Here is a 17673-nt window from a genome sequence, read left to right as displayed (position 1 = left end):
ATGAAGGCGAAACACTACCTCATCATCGCAACAGCGCTCACGGCAATCATTTTCGTTGCGGCAAACCTTCTTGTACAGAAGGTCTTCACTGGCGCGCGCATCGATTTTACCGAGAACAATCTCTACACACTCTCGGACGCGACAAAGTCGACATTGGAGTCCGTGGCAGAACCAGTCGATCTGACTTTTGTCTACACACGTAGCGCCGGGCAGGATTTCCCGGCCATCCGCGCCTATGCCGCGCGTGTACGCGAATTGCTGCAAGTCTATGAGAGCCAGTCCGGTGGCAATGTCCGCGTGACCGAGATCGACCCCCTTCCCTTCTCGCCGGCTGAAGACCAAGCGCTCGCCGCGGGCATCACTGCGATCGATACAAACGGCAGCGATCCGCTCTATTTCGGCATCATCGGTCGCAACTCCATTGACGACCAGCGGGTCATTCCCTTCCTCGCACCCGAACGGGAGGTGACACTAGAATACGACCTGACCCGTATGGTTGCGCGGCTGGACGATCCAGATCCGCCCAGAGTCGGGATCCTGTCTTCGCTGCCCGGCATGACCGCACCCGGAGGTGAAGGCGGGTACACGCTCCTGCGCGACATACACAAATCGTTCGATGTCGAACCAATCGCGGAAACTTTTCAGTCATTGCCTGAAGACCTGGACGTCTTGCTCATCGCTCAGCCGCCACTTCTGTCCCCACGCCAGGAATGGCTGATCGACCAGTTTATCTTGCGAACAGGTCGCGCCGTGATTCTCGTGGACCCCGCTGCCAAGACGGTCGCAAGCACGGGTCCGTTCAACATGAGTGACGCGGCCACGTCCTCCTCCCTCATGGCTTGGGGAGATGCCTGGGGTGTGGAACTGTCGACCGCCGCGGTCGCTGACGCCGCCAGCGCCCTGCCCGTTCCGGTCGATACCGGTGGCGGACGCATAGAGGAACTGGCGCATCCGCTGTTTCTTGGCATACCAGCCGGAGACATGAATCAGGATGACCTGATTACCGCAGACCTCAGCCGAGCAGTCAATTTCGGCGCACCGGGAGCTTTCTCTACTGAAGACTTGGCCGCGACCCTTGAGATGACGCCCTTGCTCTCCACAGGGCCAAGCCCTTCCTTCATTGATGCATCGGACGCCATCACCGACATGGCGCCCCAGCAGGTGCTGCGTCAGTATCAAACTGAGCCAGCCCCGCTCGTCCTAGCCGCAAGACTGTCCGGCAGGCTGAGCACGGCCTTCCCGCAAGGTGCGCCGGCTTTCGATGAACCATCCGATCCAATGCTGGCAGAGATCGCGCGCGCTGAAGCCGCCGCGGCCCTGCCCCACATTTCGCAAAGTGAAACCGATGCACAAATCGTCCTCGTCGCTGATGTCGATTTCATTGCAGATGACTTCTACATAATTCCCAACGAACAGATCGTCGTTGCCGACAATGGCGCGCTGGTCCTGAATGCGTTGGACGCACTGGCTGGGAGTGGAGAACTCTCACGCCTCCGGTCGCGTGCGCCCAGCCTGCGCCGCATGGGGCGAATAGACCGTATGCGGGAAAATGCCGAAGCGATCTATTTCCGCCAGCAATCAGCTCTGCAGGACAATCTCCAGACGGCGCAGGCGCGATTGGAAGAGTTGCAGGCCATCGGTGCAACGGATGGATTTTTCTCTGGCGACCTCGAGGCCGATCTGACCGAAGCCGAGCGTACGGAACTTTTGGACCTCCGCCAGAAGATCGTCGAGTTGCGCGCCCGATTGCGGGAAATCGAGCGCAACTACCGGCGCGACATCGACCGTCTCGAAGGCACGCTCAAAGCCATCAATATCTGGGGCGGCCCATTTCTGGTCTGTTTGATCGGACTATTCGTCTGGTATCGCCAGAAGCGGAAAGCGACAGCATGAGCGATGTGAGATCAAAACAGCGGATTCGTCGTCTCCAGATTATGGGAGGCATTGCGATTGGCCTGACTGCACTGACATTTACTGCTCATAGTCTTCACGGCCCATCTGCGCGGTCGTCTGAACGCGACGGCCAGCGGGTGATCCCCGATTTTGCCGCCATTCGCGCCGATGCCAGCGAGATTCGTGTGACCTTGTCTGATGAAGCCTACACGCTGGCCAACACGCAGGATGGCTGGAAAATGGGAGGCCCGGACGGTTATCCCATCCGCCCCGACCGGCTTGCGGAACTTGCAACGGGCCTTGAAGGCCTGAGCTGGGGCGAAGGGCGCACGCGCGATCCCGACAAGCTGAATCGTATCGGTCTTGGTGACCCGCGAGATGGCGGCACTGGTGCATTGGTCGAAATTCTTGATGAGGATGGCAAGATCACGGCCGCCCTGATTACGGGGCGCAAGGACAGCCGCGTCTATGGTCGCCTGCCAAGCGAGGAACAGGCCTTTCAGGTCAACGGGGACTTGCCGCCACTCTATAGTCATGACGCTTGGCTCGATTTCGATATTCTGGACATCAATTCAGACGCCATCTCGGCCGTAAGGCTCTTCGATTCCATGGGCGAGAGTCTGTATTTGCAGCGCTCTGTCGGATCGAGCGACCGCAGCTTTGTCCCTGGTCCGCCTTTTCAGGACTTCAGATTGGTCAGCCGTCTTGCTGCCTCTACGCCCGCCCTCGCCCTGACGCGGTTTGCACCCATTGGGGTGAAGCCAGCCAGCAAACTGCAAACGCGCACTGTCGCGCGCCATATCACCGAGACCCATGACGGGTTGGAAGTCGAGCTTCGCGCTTTCAGGGAGCCTGATGGGTATTTCGTGACCCTGCGGGCCATTGAAGCCGGCGAAGGCGCCCATCGCGGCAGCACGATCAATGACAAGGCCGAAGGCTGGGCCTATCAGCTGGCAGAGTATGACTGGAATGAATTCACGCCGCGCGTGTCCTCAATTGTGAGAGCGCCGGTCATGGCTATCGAGACCGGACAGCCTGCCCAGCCCTGATCAGGGCGCGATCACCATTGTTTCGAGAACGGGGCCGAAACCAGCTTCCTGGACAATAATCGCACAACCAGACTCACAATGCGGAACACTGAGTTCGACTGGATTTCCCAACCATGGCCCAAGTGCAGATACCCGCGTAACCGGATGGAGCATATCGGTCGTGTTGGCTTCACCGGACAGGTAATCAACAAGCCAGATATCAGCCAGATCCGGCACTTGCCCCGACAGACGAATTTTGTCGCCGGTACGCACAAGTTGGACATCGAAATCTGACTTGTCCTGAATCTTCGCAAGCGCCCGCTCGACATAGTGGCGCTTGTTGCCTGCGCATTGTTCCTGTCCATTATAAACCGTTTGCGGCGTATAAGGGCCGCGCAATCGGAAGCGATCTGTATAGCCCCGCTGTCGATCCTTGGACTCCGTCATCGCCATCGGGTCCTTGTCGCCAAGATAGTCCCAATAGTCGACGGACCAGGTCAGCACGAGCAGGTCATCGCGCTCGGCATTCACCGCCTTCAACGTTTTGTGGGCTTTTGGGCAGGCGCGGCAATTCTGGGACGCAAACAGCTCCACCAATACCGGACCTTCGGCAAAGGCGGGTGCCACCATGAGTTCCATGGCAAGCAGGAGGGAAAGCACAATTCGTATCATTTCAGTCCCAGTTTATAGAGCCAACTCCGCTTCCGTGACAGTCACAGGGATGTGAGGGCTGCAAAAAAGCCCCCACAGCACGCTGCAGGGGCTCTCTGATCAGAAATCGCGAACCGCTCAGGCTGCTGCGCGGGCGAGGTTCCGCAGCACATAGTGCAGGATGCCGCCATTGCGGTAATAGTCGAGTTCGTTCTCGGTATCGATGCGAACCGTCGTATTGGCGGTGAAGCTCGTACCGTCTTCGCGTGTGATCTCCACGGCGAGCGTCTGGCGCGGCTTGATTGAATCGATTCCCTTGATGGTCACCTGCTCTTTACCGGTCAGGCCGAGCGACGCGGCACTCTCCCCGTCAGCAAATTCGAGTGGCAGAACACCCATGCCGATCAGGTTTGACCGGTGGATCCGTTCAAAACTGCCCGCGATGACGGCGCGAACGCCCAGCAGGACCGTACCCTTGGCCGCCCAGTCACGCGACGACCCATTGCCGTAAAGATCGCCAGCAAACACAACCAGCGGTGTACCTTCGGCTTCATACTTCATGGCCGCATCATAGATCGGCATCTGCTCAGCGTCCGGATAGTGTACCGTTACGCCGCCTTCGACACCCGGAACCATCTGGTTCTTGATGCGGATATTGGCGAACGTGCCGCGCATCATGACTTCATGGTTGCCGCGGCGCGAGCCGTAGGAGTTGAAGTCCAGCGGAGAGACCTGGTGTTCCTGCAAGTACACACCAGCCGGGCTGGAGGCCTTGATCGATCCGGCCGGAGAGATGTGGTCGGTCGTGATGGAATCACCAAACAGTGCCAGGACGCGCGCATTCTCGACGTCCGCCGGTGCGTCGATATCCAGGCCCATACCTTCAAAGTAAGGCGGGTTCTGAACATAGGTGGAGGCTGGGGGCCAGCTATAGGTCTGGCCACCGGACACTTCGATGCCCTGCCAGTGCTCGTCGCCCTTGAAGACGTCGGAATAGCGCTCGGCAAACATTTGCGGCGTCACGGCTTTCGACATAATCTCGGCAATCTCGTGCGAGGTTGGCCAGATGTCTTTCAGGAAGACGTCATTGCCGTTCTTGTCCTTGCCCAGCGGATCCGTGGTCAGGTTCACGCGCAGCGAACCTGCGATGGCATAGGCGACGACCAGCGGTGGAGAGGCAAGATAGTTGGCCTTGATGTCCGGGCCGATCCGGCCTTCGAAGTTACGGTTGCCCGACAACACCGAACAGGACACGAGATCGCCATCGGCGATCGCTTTCGCCAGTGGGGCTTCGAGTGGACCGGAATTACCGATACACGTCGTGCAACCATATCCGACGAGGTTGAACCCGAGCGCATCGAGTTCATCCGACAGGCCGGCCTTGTCGAGATAGTCAGTGACAACCTGCGAGCCCGGCGCAAGGGATGTCTTCACCCAGGGCTTGCGGTTCAGGCCCAATTCGCGCGCTTTCTTGGCCACAAGGCCAGCAGCAATGAGAACGGACGGGTTGGACGTATTCGTACAAGATGTAATCGCCGCAATGAACACGTCACCATGCGTGACGGTGTAGTCCTTGCCTTCGACCGCGATTGGTTCAGCGGCATCGGCTGCCTTGCTGAATTCCTTCGCCATGGCTTCGGCAAAGGCGGTGTCGCCTTCGGACAGCAGGACGCGATCCTGCGGACGCTTCGGGCCGGAAATCGACGGCACAACTGCGCCAAGGTCAAGTTCCAGCGTATCAGTGAAGATCGGCTCAGCCTGTTCCGGACGCCAGTAGCCCTGTGCCTTGGCATAGGCCTCGACGAGGGCAACACGCTCGGCGTCACGGCCGGTATTGGTGAGGTATTTGACGGTGTCCTCATCAACCGGGAAGAAGCCACAGGTCGCGCCATATTCCGGCGCCATGTTGGAGATCGTCGCCTGGTCTTCGAGGGTCAGGTTCGACAGGCCCGGGCCGTAGAATTCGACGAATTTGCCGACGACGCCCTTGGCGCGCAGCATTTGCACAACTGTGAGCACGAGGTCGGTCGCTGTGGCGCCTTCTGCCATCTTGCCGTCAAGACGGAAGCCGATGACTTCCGGGATCAGCATGGAGACTGGCTGACCCAGCATGGCTGCTTCGGCTTCAATGCCGCCAACGCCCCAACCGAGCACGGCGAGGCCGTTGATCATGGTCGTGTGCGAGTCGGTGCCGACGCAGGTGTCAGGATAGGCAACGGTTTCGCCGTCTTCATCTTTTGTCCAGACCGTCTGGCCCAGATATTCGAGGTTCACCTGGTGGCAGATGCCGGTGCCCGGTGGCACAACGCGGAAATTCTTGAACGCAGTGGAACCCCAACGCAGGAACTCATACCGCTCCTGGTTGCGCTTGTATTCGATTTCGACGTTCTTTTCGAAGCTGTTCTCGCCGCCGAAGCTGTCGACCATGACCGAGTGGTCGATGACGAGGTCGACCGGGACTTGCGGGTTGATCGCGTCTGCTGACGCGCCGAGCTTCTGCGCGGCATCGCGCATGGCTGCAAGGTCAACCACAGCCGGAACCCCGGTGAAATCCTGCATCAGCACACGAGCCGGACGGTAGGCGATCTCGTGGCTGACACCGCCCTTGTTCTCAAGCCAGGATTTGAATGCGAGAATGTCGTCCTTGGTGACGGTCTTGCCGTCCTCATGGCGCAACATGTTCTCAAGCAGGACCTTGAGGGACGCAGGCAGGCGGGAAACGTCGCCAAGACCGTTTTCTGCGGCTGCGGACAGCGAGAAATACGTGTAGGTCTTGCTACCGACGGTAAGTGTGCGTTTTGACTTGAAGCTGTCGAGGGACGGCATGGGGAGGGAACCTCGCGTCTGAAATTATCGATCTGCGGCGATGAGCCGCCGCGCTGGTCTGTCTCATATAGGCCCTAGTGCATTGAGGCAATTGGGACAAAGGGTCTAAACGGGACATATGAGCGCCAGCGCCCTCCTTTCCGCAGCCGATATCGGCATGATCCGCGGCGAACGCCTCCTGTTCCGGGAGGTGTCCCTGTCCTTGGCGCCGGGCGAAGCAATTGTCCTGCGCGGCCCGAATGGCGCGGGCAAGACGACGCTGCTGCGTATTCTCGCAGGCCTGACGCAGGCCGAGACCGGCACAATTGACCGCAACGCGCCGCATCATTGGGTGGCCCACCGGGACGGATTGAAACCGCATGAAACGCCGCGAGAGCATTTGACCCTCTGGGCACGCGCATGGGGACAATCCACAACAGACATCGAGCCTCTCCTGGACAAAATGGGGCTTTCGCGTCCGTCAGATGTGCCCGCCAAGCACCTATCGGCCGGACAGCGCCGCCGGACCGCCCTTGCCCGTCTGCACCTCGAATACCGCCCTGTCTGGCTACTGGACGAACCCCTGACCGCCCTCGATACTGACGGAAAGGCTCTTCTACTCAACATGATCGCCGCCCATCGCGCCCAAGGGGGCGGGATCATTGCAGCCATTCATGGCAATGCTGAGTTCGAAATTGATATGCAGGTGGATATTTGAGCCCCACACCCATCCTCTCCGCCTTCCGGCAAGCGCTGGGCGAAGCCTGGGCGGGCGGCGCCGGCGCGCTGCTGCCGGTGGGCTTCTTCGCAGGCGCCGCAGTTCTCGTGCCACTCGGCGTCGGAACGGATCCGGCAACCCTGCGCACGATTGGTCCCGGCATTCTGTGGGTCTCGCTGGCGCTTTCCAGTCTCGTAACATTGGAGCGCATCTTTCAGGCGGACGCCGAAGATGGCTCGCTGGATCTCTGGTTACAGACCAGCGCCCCCGCCGCCTCTATTGCCGCAGCAAAGACATTTGCGCACTGGCTGACCGCTGGCCTGCCCCTCGCCCTGCTCTCCCCCTTGCTGCTCCTGATGTTCCAGGCCCAGATTGGCGGCGCATTGCTTGAGAACATGCTGTACTATGCGATTGGCGGGCTGGCCTTTTACTTCTGGGGCGGCGTAGGGGCAGCACTCGCCGCGACCGTACGCCGAGGCGGACTGTTGATCAGCCTGATCGCCCTGCCCCTTTACGTCCCCACCGCCATATTTGGCGCCCTCGCCATGGGAGACGGCCCAAGCAGCGCCGCCGCCCCATTATTTCTCGCTGCCTCAACGCTGTTTGCGTTGGCTGTCGCACCATTTGCCATGGGTGCAGCCCTGCGCTTGGCGGCAGACTGAGGGAAGGGTATTCCGAACGCGATGTTTTCCTGGTTCGCCAATCCGCACCGTTTCCTGATGCTGTCCAGCTGGCTCGCGCCCCTGTTCTATGCGGCCGCAGCCCTGTTGATTGCATGGGGGCTCTGGCAAGGCCTCTGGATGGTCCCAAAGGATGACTATCAAGGCGGCGACATCATGCGAGTCATGTTCATTCATGTCCCGGCCGCATGGCTTGCCATGGCCAGCTATGTCGGCATGGCCGTGATGAGTTTCGTCTGGTTTATCTGGCGCCACGAGGTTGCCGACATTGCCGCCAAGGCGATCGCCCCGCTCGGCGCGACATGGACAGCACTTTGCCTTGCCACCGGCGCCATCTGGGGCAAGCCGACTTGGGGCACCTGGTGGCAATGGGACGACGCCCGGATGATGTCTGTCCTCTTCATGTTTTTCCTCTTCCTCGGCTACATGGCCCTGCGCGCCGCGATGGATACGCGCCAGAAGGCCGCGCGGGCCGGCGCCATCCTTGCCATGGTGGGCGCGCTGAATGTGCCATTGATCAAGTTTTCCGTGGACCTCTTCACGTCCCTGCACCAAGACGCCAGCGTCATCACGCCGGAAGGCCCAAAAATGGCCGCTGTCTATCTCTGGCCATTGCTGATCAGCTCGCTGGGTCATTCGCTACTGTTTGCCGCCCTTGTCATGACGCTGATGCGGGCCGAAATATGGACCAGACGCGCTGCCCAGTCCCGGGCTCGCCTGATGACAGGAGACTGATCCCATGCTGCCAGATTTTGATTCCAATGCCGCATTCATCTGGGCGAGCTATTCCGTTGGCCTGCTCCTTATCGGCGGCGCGATGGCGAGTGTCTGGCTGAAAGCCCGCGCGGCAAAGACTGAATTGATCCGTATCGAAGCGCGCATCCGGGCCCAGAAACGCGGATGAAGCGCTGGCTCGCAATTGTTCCGGTCGGAGCGCTCGTCGCTTTTGGAGTCATTGCAGCCGGACAATTGATCAATCCCAAAAAGGGCGACTTCAAGCGCAATTTGCGCAGCGCGCCCGATACGGCATTCCCAACCCTCGATTCCGCCCCCCTCAGCTTCGCTCCCTCGCCGACCGGCGGCACTATTGCCGTAAACCTGTTCGCAAGCTGGTGCGCCCCCTGCGAAGCGGAGCACAAATACATTTCCGAACTGTCCGCCGCATATCCGGACCAAGTATTCGGCGTGCTCTACAAGGACATACTGGACGACGGCCTCGCCTTCCTCGACCGGCTGGGCAATCCATACACGCGGATTGCACTTGATCCGGACGGTCAGGGGGGACTCGATTTCGGCCTGACCGGCGTGCCGGAAACGTTTGTTATCTCAGCTGACGGTGAGATCATTGACCATGTCCAGGGTCCGCTGGACGAAGATTCGGTCAAAAAAATAGGCGAGGCGCTGAAGAGCGCCCCGCCGAATTAGATCCGTTTCCGGAGCCTTACTTCTTCGTCGCTTTGCGAGCTTTCTTCACCGGAGCCTTTTTGACGGCCTTGGTGGTCGTGGCTGGCTTCGCTTTCGGTGCTGCTTTCGCTTTGGCTTTAGGCGCAGCTTTCTTGGCTGGCGCTTTTTTCACCGCAGGCTTCGGAGCGGCTTTTGCAGCTGGAGCTTTCTTGGCAGCGGGCTTTTTAGCCGGAGCCTTCTTTGCAGCAGGCTTCTTGGCTGGAGCTTTCTTCACTGCAGGCTTCGGAGCAGCTTTTGCGGCCGGCGCAGGAGCAGCAGGCTTTGGCGCAACAGCGGCTTCAGCCTTGTCAGCCTCAGCAACCATATCCTTCAGACCGGATACCAGCGTGGCTTGCTTGGTTTTCGGCAGGGCTTCGAAGATGGCTGCATCAGCCTTCTCAACAGCTGGAAGAGCTTTCTCGTAAGCTTTCTTGCCTTTCGCCATCAGCGAAACGACCTTGGCGCGCTTGTCCGTTTTGGAAGCGACGCGCTTGATGAGGCCAGCCTTTTCCATACGAGCGACCATGTCGGCCAGCGTCGAACGGTCGATTCCGGTTGCGTTGACGAGGTCGGACTGGCTGACGCCATCATTGCCTGAGAGAGCGGCAAGGACAGAGAACTGGCGCAGGGTGATACCTGCTGCGGCAAGCGCAGAAGCCGATTCATTGGCGGCAATTTGCTGGGCACGATGGAGCAGATGGCTCGGTGAGGTTTTAAGATTGTAGGTCATGATGGTAGTCTTTCTGTGTTTATTTAGGCGTTGGGCGCGATGGATAATCCGGTTATTGGTCTGTTAAGTATACGACCCGTGTGCGGATCAACATTCACCCCAATACAAGCAAGAGGCTTAAGGTTCGATGACGGAGGAATTATCAAATGGTTTCTTTTCTCAAGATTTCAAACTGAAAATACCTTCTGGCGACGACCGAATACGCCGTGTTTGCTCACATTGCCAGTTCGTAGACTACATAAATCCGAAAATTATTGCAGCTTCAGTTGCGACAAAAGGTGACAAAATCCTGCTTTGCAGGCGCGCGATTGATCCGCGTAAGGGATTCTGGACGCTTCCAGCCGGGTTCATGGAGGTCGGGGAGACCGTTGAAGACGCCGCTAAACGAGAGGCTCGGGAAGAGGCAAATGCCGATATCAGCCTGGGTCAAGTTCTTGCCGTCTACTCCGTTCCCCGCATTGCGCAAGTCCATGTCATGTTCAGAGCAGAGTTGGTGTCGGATATTTCGCCTGGGCCCGAGAGTGAGGAAGTCGCCCTGTTTGACTGGAAAGACCTACCGTGGGCGAATCTTGCCTTTCCGACCGTCGTCTGGGCCTTGACCCATTTTTCCAGCGTTCGAAACCGCGCGGCATTCGTGCCGTTCTCAAATCCGCCCGGCACCGAGCAATTGACCCGCTAGGTATCTGCTTCCTCGGGCTTTCGCATATGCTTCAGCGTATACGGCGTATTCGCCAGCGCAAAAACCACACCGATCACGATGTTGCCGAGCTTCCAGTTCGCCCACGTCGCCTCGGAAAAGTTACGCCAGAGAAACTCGTTCCACGCCGCCATGGCAACAAAATAGAGCCCCCAGCGAATAGCCAGGGTTTTCCAGGCGTGATCTGGCAGATCAAATACGGTGTGGAACAACATTTTCCAGATGTTCCGTCCCACGGCGAGCCCGCCAAAGATCACGCCTGCATAAAGCAGATTGATGATCGTCGGCTTGATAAACAGGAACAGCTTCGACTGAAGCAGGATACCTGCCGTACCGAACGCCCCAATCAAGGCGGATGAGACAATCAGGAATGGCGGGATTCTTTCACCGCGGATCAATTTCTGAATAATCACGAAAGCGGTGAAGACGATGAGTACGCCGGTCGCCCAATAAAGCGCGGTATCCTTGGTAAACAACCCTTCGCCTTCCGGGAATCTCAACATCACGTTGTAGATACCGATAAACGCCAGCGTCGGGCCGAGTTCGGTCCAGATGCTGCCAGCTTTGGCCGTCGCATCGCTCAGCTCAGCTGAGCCTTCCGTGTTCTGTTTCTTTGTCATCACTTCTCTACGCGTCTCGGCTGCTGCTGGATTGGTCACAAGCTGTAGCTCCCCTCAGACAATAGTCGACCTAATAAATCACGAACGCAGATGCAGCGATCTGAAACAAGCTATGCCCCGACTTGCATGGAGAGGAGCCCCGCGGCCAGCAAAGCGGCGGCACATATTCGTCTGTACCCGAATCCCTCCTTCAGGAATATAGCCCCAAGGGCCGCAGCGAACACGACCGATGTTTCCCGCAAGGCGGTTACAATGGCGGCATCTGTCAGTGTGTAGGCATAGATGGCGAGCGCATATGAGAACGTGCCCAAAATCCCACCTGCGAGCCCTCCCTTCCATTGTTTCGCAATGGCAGCGCGTATACGTCCCCTGCGCTGCATGCAAGCGACGACGGTTACGCCGATCCAGTCCAGCAGGAATAGCCAAACCACAAAAGTCATCGGATTCGGCATAGCGCGAGCGGCGCGCGTGTCCGCCACAGCATAAAGACCAACGCCCAGTGCAGTGAGCACGGCCCAGATCAGGGCGTCCCGATCAAGCCGCCGCGTTGAGGCTGTCGTTCCCGTCGGCAGGGCAAACAGAATGATGGCAAAGCTGGCCACGGCCAGCCCGGCCATCTGGAGTGCCGTCAGATGCTCGTGCAACGCAAAGACAGCAAAGCAGGCGGTCGCGAGCGGCGCCAGGCCTCGCATCACGGGGAAGACCAGAGACAAGTCGCCCCTGTGCAGCGCTCGTACGAGACAGAACTGGTAAATCCAGTGAACCACGACCGAAACGCAAATGAGCGGCCAGGTCTCTCTCGGCGGGGTGGGAACAAAGGGCGCAAAGGGCAGGACGCTTAGCCCCATGACGATCGCAACCGCCATGCGCGCTGTCAGGACGTCGCCGCCCCGCTTCACGAACATGTTGGTGGCGGCAACCGTCACTGCAGACAAAAGGCACAGAACCACAGGCAGAAGCGTCATCGACATTGCGGCGACCTATGCACGACTTGCTGACGCGTGGGAAGGATTTGACTCTTGCCCGGTTGAGGGTCTGACTCGCCTCAAACAAGAAACTCCGGAGGAAACCCATCATGACGCACGATCTGGTCTTGCGCGGCGGAACGATCATAGACGGCACAGGCGGCGAAAGCTTCGAGGGCGACGTCGCTGTTTCAAATGGGATGATTACGGAAGTCGGAAAAGTCTCTGGCCGCGGCATCGAGGAAATCGACGCGCGCGGACAAATCGTGACTCCCGGCTTTGTCGACGTCCACACGCACTATGATGGTCAGGCAACCTGGACCGGATCAATCAGCCCGTCATCCCTGCACGGCGTCACGACAGTGGTGATGGGAAATTGCGGCGTCGGATTCGCTCCGTGCAAGCCTGAAGATCATGATCGCCTCATTCGTCTGATGGAAGGCGTGGAGGATATCCCCTTCCCTGTTCTGGCCGAAGGCCTGCCTTGGAACTGGGAGAGCTTTCCCGACTATCTCGACAGCCTGTCGAATGGACAATTCGACGCTGACATCTGTGCGCAGCTGCCTCATGCGGCCCTGCGGGTCTATGTGATGGGCGAACGCGGCGCCAATCGGGAGCCGGCCACTGAGGACGACATCCGCCAGATGCGGGCTTTGGCAACCGAGGCTATCCGCGCAGGCGCGATCGGCTTTTCGACCTCCCGCACACTGAACCACCGTACCAGCGACGGTCAGCCTACGCCCACCCTCACCGCGAGCGAAGCCGAACTCACGGGCATCTCGCAAGGCGTGGCAGACGCCGGACGGGGCGTCCTGCAATTCGTGTCGGACTTCGATGATCCGGAAAAGGAAGCAGCCATGCTGCGCCGTATTGTCGAAGCGAGCGGCCGGCCATTATCTGTCTCGCTGGCCCAGGCAGATATTGCCCCGGAAGGCTGGCGGCGCTTGTTGGGCGCCATCGAACAGGCCGCCGAGGATGGCCTGCCAATGCGTGCACAGGTCGCCCCCCGTCCGGTCGGCGTGTTGCTTGGCTTTGAATTGACGCTGAATCCATTCAGCGCCTACCCGGTTTACCGTGAAATCGCGAACCTGCCTTTTGAAGAGCGCATAAAACTGCTGCGCACTGAAGACTTTCGCAAACGATTGCTGGCCGACGCACCGGACACAGATAATCCCTTCCTGAAAGTCATGTTGCGAAGCCTCGGAAAGATCTTTCAGCTTGACGATCCAGTAGATTATGAGCCCACACCTGATCGTACGCTGGAAGCCATTGCAGCCCGGCGAGGCATATCGCCAGAAGAAGCCGCACTCGACCTGATGCTGGAACGGAAGGGGCATGGCATGCTCTACCTGCCCTTTCTGAACTATTCCGGTGGCTCGCTTGACCCATCCTACGAGATGATGCTCAGCCCTGCGACACTGCCCGGCCTGTCAGACGGCGGCGCGCACGTCGGCATGATCTGTGATGGCTCTTTCACCACCACGATGCTGACCCATTGGGTCCGCGACCGAACACGGGGCCCACGCATTCCCATTGAGCACATCGTGCACCGTCAGACCCGCGCCACGGCACAATGGATCGGACTGAATGATCGCGGACTGGTAGCCCCGGGCTACCGTGCCGATCTGAATGTGATCGACCTCACAAACCTGAAGCTCCACTTGCCTCGCGTGGACTATGACCTCCCCGCTGGCGGTCGGCGCCTGATGCAAACTGCCTCCGGCTACACAGCAACAATACTAAACGGACAAATTACCCACCGAGACGGAGATCCCACCGGTGCACGCCCCGGCCGCCTGCTGCGAGGAGCCAGGGAACCCCAATCGACCGCCATCGCCGCCGAATAGTCAGTCCTGAATTCCGACCAAAGCCTTCGAGAAGGCCTCCGCGCTGAATGGGCGGAGGTCTTCTGCTTTTTCGCCGATGCCGATGAAGTGGATCGGCAGGTCAAACGCCTCCGCAATGGCCACCAGCACACCGCCCTTGGCCGTGCCATCGAGTTTGGTCATGACGAGACCTGTGACGCCCGCCGTATTTCTGAATGCCTCGACCTGGGACAGCGCGTTCTGGCCAACGGTCGCGTCCAGCACGAGAATGACATCATGCGGCGCAGTCGGGTCCAGCTTACGGACAACACGGACGACTTTTTCAAGCTCGGCCATCAACTCAGCCTTGTTCTGCAGCCGTCCAGCCGTGTCGACCAGCACAAGATCGAGATCGTCCGCCTTCGCCTGTTCCATCGCCTCGTAAACAAGGCCTGCCGCATCGGCGCCCGTAGGCTTTGACATGACAGGAATACCGGCCCGCTCGCCCCAGACCGTAAGTTGCTCAATCGCCGCCGCCCGGAATGTGTCACCTGCGACGAGCAGCGCCTTAGCCCCCTGCTCTGTCAGCTTGGACGCAATCTTGCCGATTGTGGTCGTCTTGCCGGAGCCGTTGACCCCGACGAACAAGACAATGCGCGGACGCGGACCGTCTGAGAAGTCCACGATCTTTTCGCGAGGTTTCAGAACGTCGGTGATTTCATCCGCCAGCGCCTGTCGGATTTCGTCTTCGCTGATTTCCTTGTCGAACCGTTCCTTGGCGAGATTGCCCGTCACCCGCATCGCTACCTTTGCGCCCAGATCTGACGTGATCAGCAGGTCTTCGAGTTCTTCAAGAGTCTCATCATCAAGTTTCCTTCGGCCGAATACAGCCAAGCCGGACGTCAATCGCGCCGAAGACCGGGACAGGCCGGATCCGAGCTTGGCCACGAACCCCGGATCATTGGCTTCCGCTTCCATGGCCGCCCGCGCAGCAGCTTCACGCTCAGCGCGCATGCGTTCGGCCTCGCGCCGATCTTCGAGCAGTTTGAGTTCTGCAGCCGCCTTCGCCTGCGCCGCTTCGCGCTCTTCCTTGGCCTTGCGGGCCCGTTCGGCCTCTTCCGCAAGACGCGCGGCTTCCGCATCATCCGCACGCGCCTGAGCGGCGGCACGTGCCTCATCAGCTTTGCGGACTTCCTCATCCAGCCGCTTTGCTTCTGCGGCCGCTGCCTCGGCCTCGCGCGCCTGTCGCTCTTCCCAGGCCTTGTTAGCCTCGGCGACCTTGCGCTCGATCTCTTCCTGTTCGGCAATCTTTTGCGCAGCTTCAGCTTCCCTGGCCGCCAGTTCATCCGCTGACAACTCCGGCGATTCCATTGCTGCGCCAGCCTCTTTCAGCTCTTCTTCTTTTTTCTTTTTTCCGAACCAAAGGATCATGCGGTCAGCGCTCCGATCAGCTGTTTTCCATCCTGCCGGACTATACGTGCGCGTACCGGGCGTCCAGCTTCGCCCGGATCACTCTCGAACTGTACCGGCGTGAAGTCCGGCAGACGCGCGGAGTTCCCGCGCTCGACCAGAGCTTCAACAGTCTGGCCGTCATATTTCCTGAGATGCCGCTCCAACGCCGCCGCGCCGACGTCTCTCAGACGCGCGGCGCGCGTTTTCACCATGGCCTTGTCGAGTTGCGGCATGCGCGCAGCCGGGGTGCCGGGACGGGGCGAATACGGGAAGACGTGCAGGAAGGACAAGCCGCACTCTTCCACGAGCCGGGCCGAATTCTCGAAATGGGCTTCGGTCTCGGTCGGGAAACCGGCAATGATGTCCGCGCCGAAGGCGATGTCAGGCCGAACCGCGCGGAGACGGTCTGTCAGCGCGATAGCATCGGCGCGCAGATGCCGCCGTTTCATGCGCTTCAGGATCAAATCGTCTCCGTGCTGAAGGGACAGATGCATGAAAGGCGCAAGTCGAGGTTCCGCCATGGTCTCCATCAAGGCATCATCTATCTCGATGGCGTCGATGGAGGAAATACGCAGCTGCTTCAGCTCCGGCGCCAGTTTCAGGATGCGCTGGACCAGATTGCCGAGTTGCGGCGCGCCCGGCAGGTCTGCGCCCCAGCTTGTGAGGTCCACGCCGGTCAGCACAACTTCATAATGGCCGGTCTCGACGAGGCGTCGAACCTGATTGACCACCTCCCCTGCCGGGACAGACCGGGAATTCCCACGGCCATAAGGAATGATGCAGAACGTGCAGCGATGGTCACATCCATTTTGGACCTGGACATAAGCGCGGGCGCGACCTTCCATGCCATCAATCAGGTGTGCAGCGGTTTCCCGCACTGACATGATGTCATTCACGCGGACCTTTTCGTGCCCGCCCAGCAATTCGGCCGGCCGCCAGGTTTCCGCCTGCATCTTTTCATGATTGCCGATGACGCGGGTGACTTCCGGCATCTTTGCAAACATGTCCGGATCGATCTGCGCAGCACACCCTGTCACGAGGATCGGCGCGCCCGGATTGTCTTTTGCCGCCCGCCGGATGGTCTGGCGCGCACTGCGGACGGCTTCCGATGTGACGGCGCATGTATTGATGATCACCGCATCATTCAGGCCAGCATCGGTCGCATGCCCGCGCATCACCTCGGATTCATAGGTGTTCAGGCGGCATCCGAGCGTGATCAGCTGCGGGCTGGAAGGGGATTTGGTCTCAGTCATCGCGATGTGTTGCAGCGGACATCGCGCCGTCAGCCCCGCAAATCAAGGGATCTGTGCAGGATGAATCCTTTGCCCAGTTCAGATTTCGGTCTCGAATTCCAGCTGCACAGGTCCGGTCATGTAAACCCGGTCATCGGATTCCTGCCAGTCGATGATCAGCGTGCCACCATCGAGAATGAGGTTGGCGCGGCGGTCGGTGAGCTTTGCCCGGGCGGCGCACACGAGCGCCGCACACGCTCCGGTGCCACACGCCTTGGTCAGGCCTGCCCCCCGCTCCCAGACACGAAGGCGAATGTTCTGCCGGTCAATGACCTGCGCAAACCCGACATTCACCCCCTCAGGAAAGGTCGGGTGCCATTCAACGAGCGGCCCGATGGCCGGAATGTCGTAATCGTCGATATTCTTCACGAAGAACACGGCGTGCGGATTGCCCATCGAGACCACTGCCGGACGGGAGAGCCAGGGATTGTCGATCGGCCCGACTTTCACATCAACGCCGCGAACGTCCATTTTCTCGGAAAGCGGAATGTCTTCCCACCCCATCAGGGGCGAACCCATGTCGACGGTTATCTGGCCATCCTCTGCGGCAAACGCTTTCAGAACATCCGCTTCGGTCTGGATGGACACCCGGTCCTTGCCGGTTTCAGCCAGTAACAGTTTGCCTACACAACGGGAGGCGTTGCCACAGGCAAAGACTTCGCTGCCATCGGCGTTCCAGATGCGCATGAATACGTCGCGCGCGACATCACGCTCCAGCGCAATGATCTGATCGGCTTTTAGGTCTTCGGCAATCTGGCGCACCTGGTCGGTGCTCGGCACGAACGCAGTCGAGCGGGCGTCGAATATGGCAAACGCGTTGCCAGCACCATTCATCTTCCAGACTTTCATTCGCCTGCCCTTAAAGGGTTTCCCCCGTCCCGAAAAGCGGAACCT

Annotated in this window: 17 protein-coding genes; 9 read left to right on the top strand and 8 right to left on the bottom strand. The window is 59.5% G+C overall.

Going from position 1 to position 17673, the window contains the following annotated elements:
- Positions 1 to 1893 (top strand): Gldg family protein, encoded by a 1893-nt coding sequence (locus B2344_RS03535; RefSeq protein WP_290482358.1) that lies wholly within the window; start codon positions 1 to 3, stop codon positions 1891 to 1893.
- Positions 1890 to 2942: a DUF4340 domain-containing protein gene (locus B2344_RS03530; protein WP_206991837.1), complete on the top strand. Its 1053-nt coding sequence runs from the start codon at positions 1890 to 1892 to the stop codon at positions 2940 to 2942. Before B2344_RS03535 ends, B2344_RS03530 begins: the two co-directional genes overlap by 4 nt.
- Here B2344_RS03530 and B2344_RS03525 read toward each other — a convergent pair whose 3' ends face one another.
- Together B2344_RS03525 and acnA are read right to left on the bottom strand one after the other, a co-directional pair.
- Entirely contained in the window at positions 2943 to 3593 is a 651-nt protein-coding gene (locus B2344_RS03525; protein ID WP_206991836.1) for a DUF1223 domain-containing protein, read from the bottom strand.
- A gap of 117 nt (positions 3594 to 3710) precedes the next feature.
- Positions 3711 to 6398, bottom strand: coding sequence for an aconitate hydratase AcnA (gene acnA, locus B2344_RS03520; protein ID WP_206991835.1), 2688 nt, complete (start codon positions 6396 to 6398; stop codon positions 3711 to 3713).
- Between the two features lie 118 nt (positions 6399 to 6516).
- Here acnA and ccmA point away from each other — a divergent pair, with 118 nt between their 5' ends.
- Genes ccmA through B2344_RS03495 form a run of 5 tightly spaced genes read left to right on the top strand, consistent with a single transcriptional unit; the run spans position 6517 to position 9200 of the window.
- Complete coding sequence (gene ccmA / locus B2344_RS03515) at positions 6517 to 7095, top strand: heme ABC exporter ATP-binding protein CcmA (protein WP_290484676.1); 579 nt, start codon at positions 6517 to 6519, stop codon at positions 7093 to 7095.
- Positions 7092 to 7757, top strand: coding sequence for a heme exporter protein CcmB (ccmB, locus tag B2344_RS03510; protein WP_290484675.1), 666 nt, complete (start codon positions 7092 to 7094; stop codon positions 7755 to 7757). Before ccmA ends, ccmB begins: the two co-directional genes overlap by 4 nt.
- 21 nt (positions 7758 to 7778) lie before the next feature.
- Positions 7779 to 8510 carry a heme ABC transporter permease CcmC gene (gene ccmC / locus B2344_RS03505; RefSeq protein ID WP_290484674.1) on the top strand — a complete coding sequence of 244 codons (732 nt, stop codon included), beginning with the start codon at positions 7779 to 7781 and terminating at the stop codon, positions 8508 to 8510.
- A gap of 4 nt (positions 8511 to 8514) precedes the next feature.
- Complete coding sequence (locus B2344_RS03500; RefSeq protein ID WP_290484673.1) at positions 8515 to 8679, top strand: heme exporter protein CcmD; 165 nt, start codon at positions 8515 to 8517, stop codon at positions 8677 to 8679.
- The gene (locus tag B2344_RS03495) at positions 8676 to 9200 is read left to right on the top strand and encodes a redoxin family protein (protein ID WP_290484672.1); all 525 of its coding nucleotides are present in this window, start codon (positions 8676 to 8678) and stop codon (positions 9198 to 9200) included. Before B2344_RS03500 ends, B2344_RS03495 begins: the two co-directional genes overlap by 4 nt.
- A gap of 16 nt (positions 9201 to 9216) precedes the next feature.
- Here the strand turns inward: B2344_RS03495 and B2344_RS03490 are convergent, their stop codons facing one another.
- On the bottom strand, positions 9217 to 9948 hold the full coding sequence (locus tag B2344_RS03490; protein WP_206991829.1) for a MarR family winged helix-turn-helix transcriptional regulator: 732 nt from the start codon (positions 9946 to 9948) through the stop codon (positions 9217 to 9219).
- A gap of 127 nt (positions 9949 to 10075) precedes the next feature.
- On the opposite strand from B2344_RS03490, the gene B2344_RS03485 reads away from it, so the two are divergent.
- Positions 10076 to 10627 carry an NUDIX hydrolase gene (locus tag B2344_RS03485; protein WP_206991828.1) on the top strand — a complete coding sequence of 184 codons (552 nt, stop codon included), beginning with the start codon at positions 10076 to 10078 and terminating at the stop codon, positions 10625 to 10627.
- On the opposite strand, the gene B2344_RS03480 is transcribed toward B2344_RS03485, so the two are convergent.
- Together B2344_RS03480 and B2344_RS03475 are read right to left on the bottom strand one after the other, a co-directional pair.
- Entirely contained in the window at positions 10624 to 11265 is a 642-nt protein-coding gene (locus tag B2344_RS03480; protein ID WP_206991827.1) for an inner membrane-spanning protein YciB, read from the bottom strand. The genes B2344_RS03485 and B2344_RS03480 overlap by 4 nt on opposite strands.
- A gap of 110 nt (positions 11266 to 11375) precedes the next feature.
- Positions 11376 to 12236: a DMT family transporter gene (locus tag B2344_RS03475; protein ID WP_206991826.1), complete on the bottom strand. Its 861-nt coding sequence runs from the start codon at positions 12234 to 12236 to the stop codon at positions 11376 to 11378.
- Between the two features lie 104 nt (positions 12237 to 12340).
- Here B2344_RS03475 and B2344_RS03470 point away from each other — a divergent pair, with 104 nt between their 5' ends.
- Positions 12341 to 14077 carry an N-acyl-D-amino-acid deacylase family protein gene (locus B2344_RS03470; RefSeq protein ID WP_290484671.1) on the top strand — a complete coding sequence of 579 codons (1737 nt, stop codon included), beginning with the start codon at positions 12341 to 12343 and terminating at the stop codon, positions 14075 to 14077.
- Here the strand turns inward: B2344_RS03470 and ftsY are convergent, their stop codons facing one another.
- From ftsY to dapF, 3 genes are all read right to left on the bottom strand, one after another.
- Complete coding sequence (gene ftsY / locus B2344_RS03465) at positions 14078 to 15466, bottom strand: signal recognition particle-docking protein FtsY (protein WP_290482362.1); 1389 nt, start codon at positions 15464 to 15466, stop codon at positions 14078 to 14080.
- Positions 15463 to 16740 (bottom strand): tRNA (N(6)-L-threonylcarbamoyladenosine(37)-C(2))-methylthiotransferase MtaB, encoded by a 1278-nt coding sequence (mtaB, locus tag B2344_RS03460; RefSeq protein WP_290484670.1) that lies wholly within the window; start codon positions 16738 to 16740, stop codon positions 15463 to 15465. The genes ftsY and mtaB overlap by 4 nt, the downstream gene beginning before the upstream one ends.
- A gap of 78 nt (positions 16741 to 16818) precedes the next feature.
- The gene (dapF, locus tag B2344_RS03455) at positions 16819 to 17628 is read right to left on the bottom strand and encodes a diaminopimelate epimerase (protein ID WP_206991823.1); all 810 of its coding nucleotides are present in this window, start codon (positions 17626 to 17628) and stop codon (positions 16819 to 16821) included.
- Positions 17629 to 17673 lie beyond the last annotated feature (45 nt).

The sequence above is a fragment of the Hyphomonas sp. UBA3195 genome, assembly GCF_002366485.1.
GTDB lineage: Bacteria > Pseudomonadota > Alphaproteobacteria > Caulobacterales > Hyphomonadaceae > Hyphomonas.
This window is presented reverse-complemented; position numbering and strand designations above follow the sequence as displayed.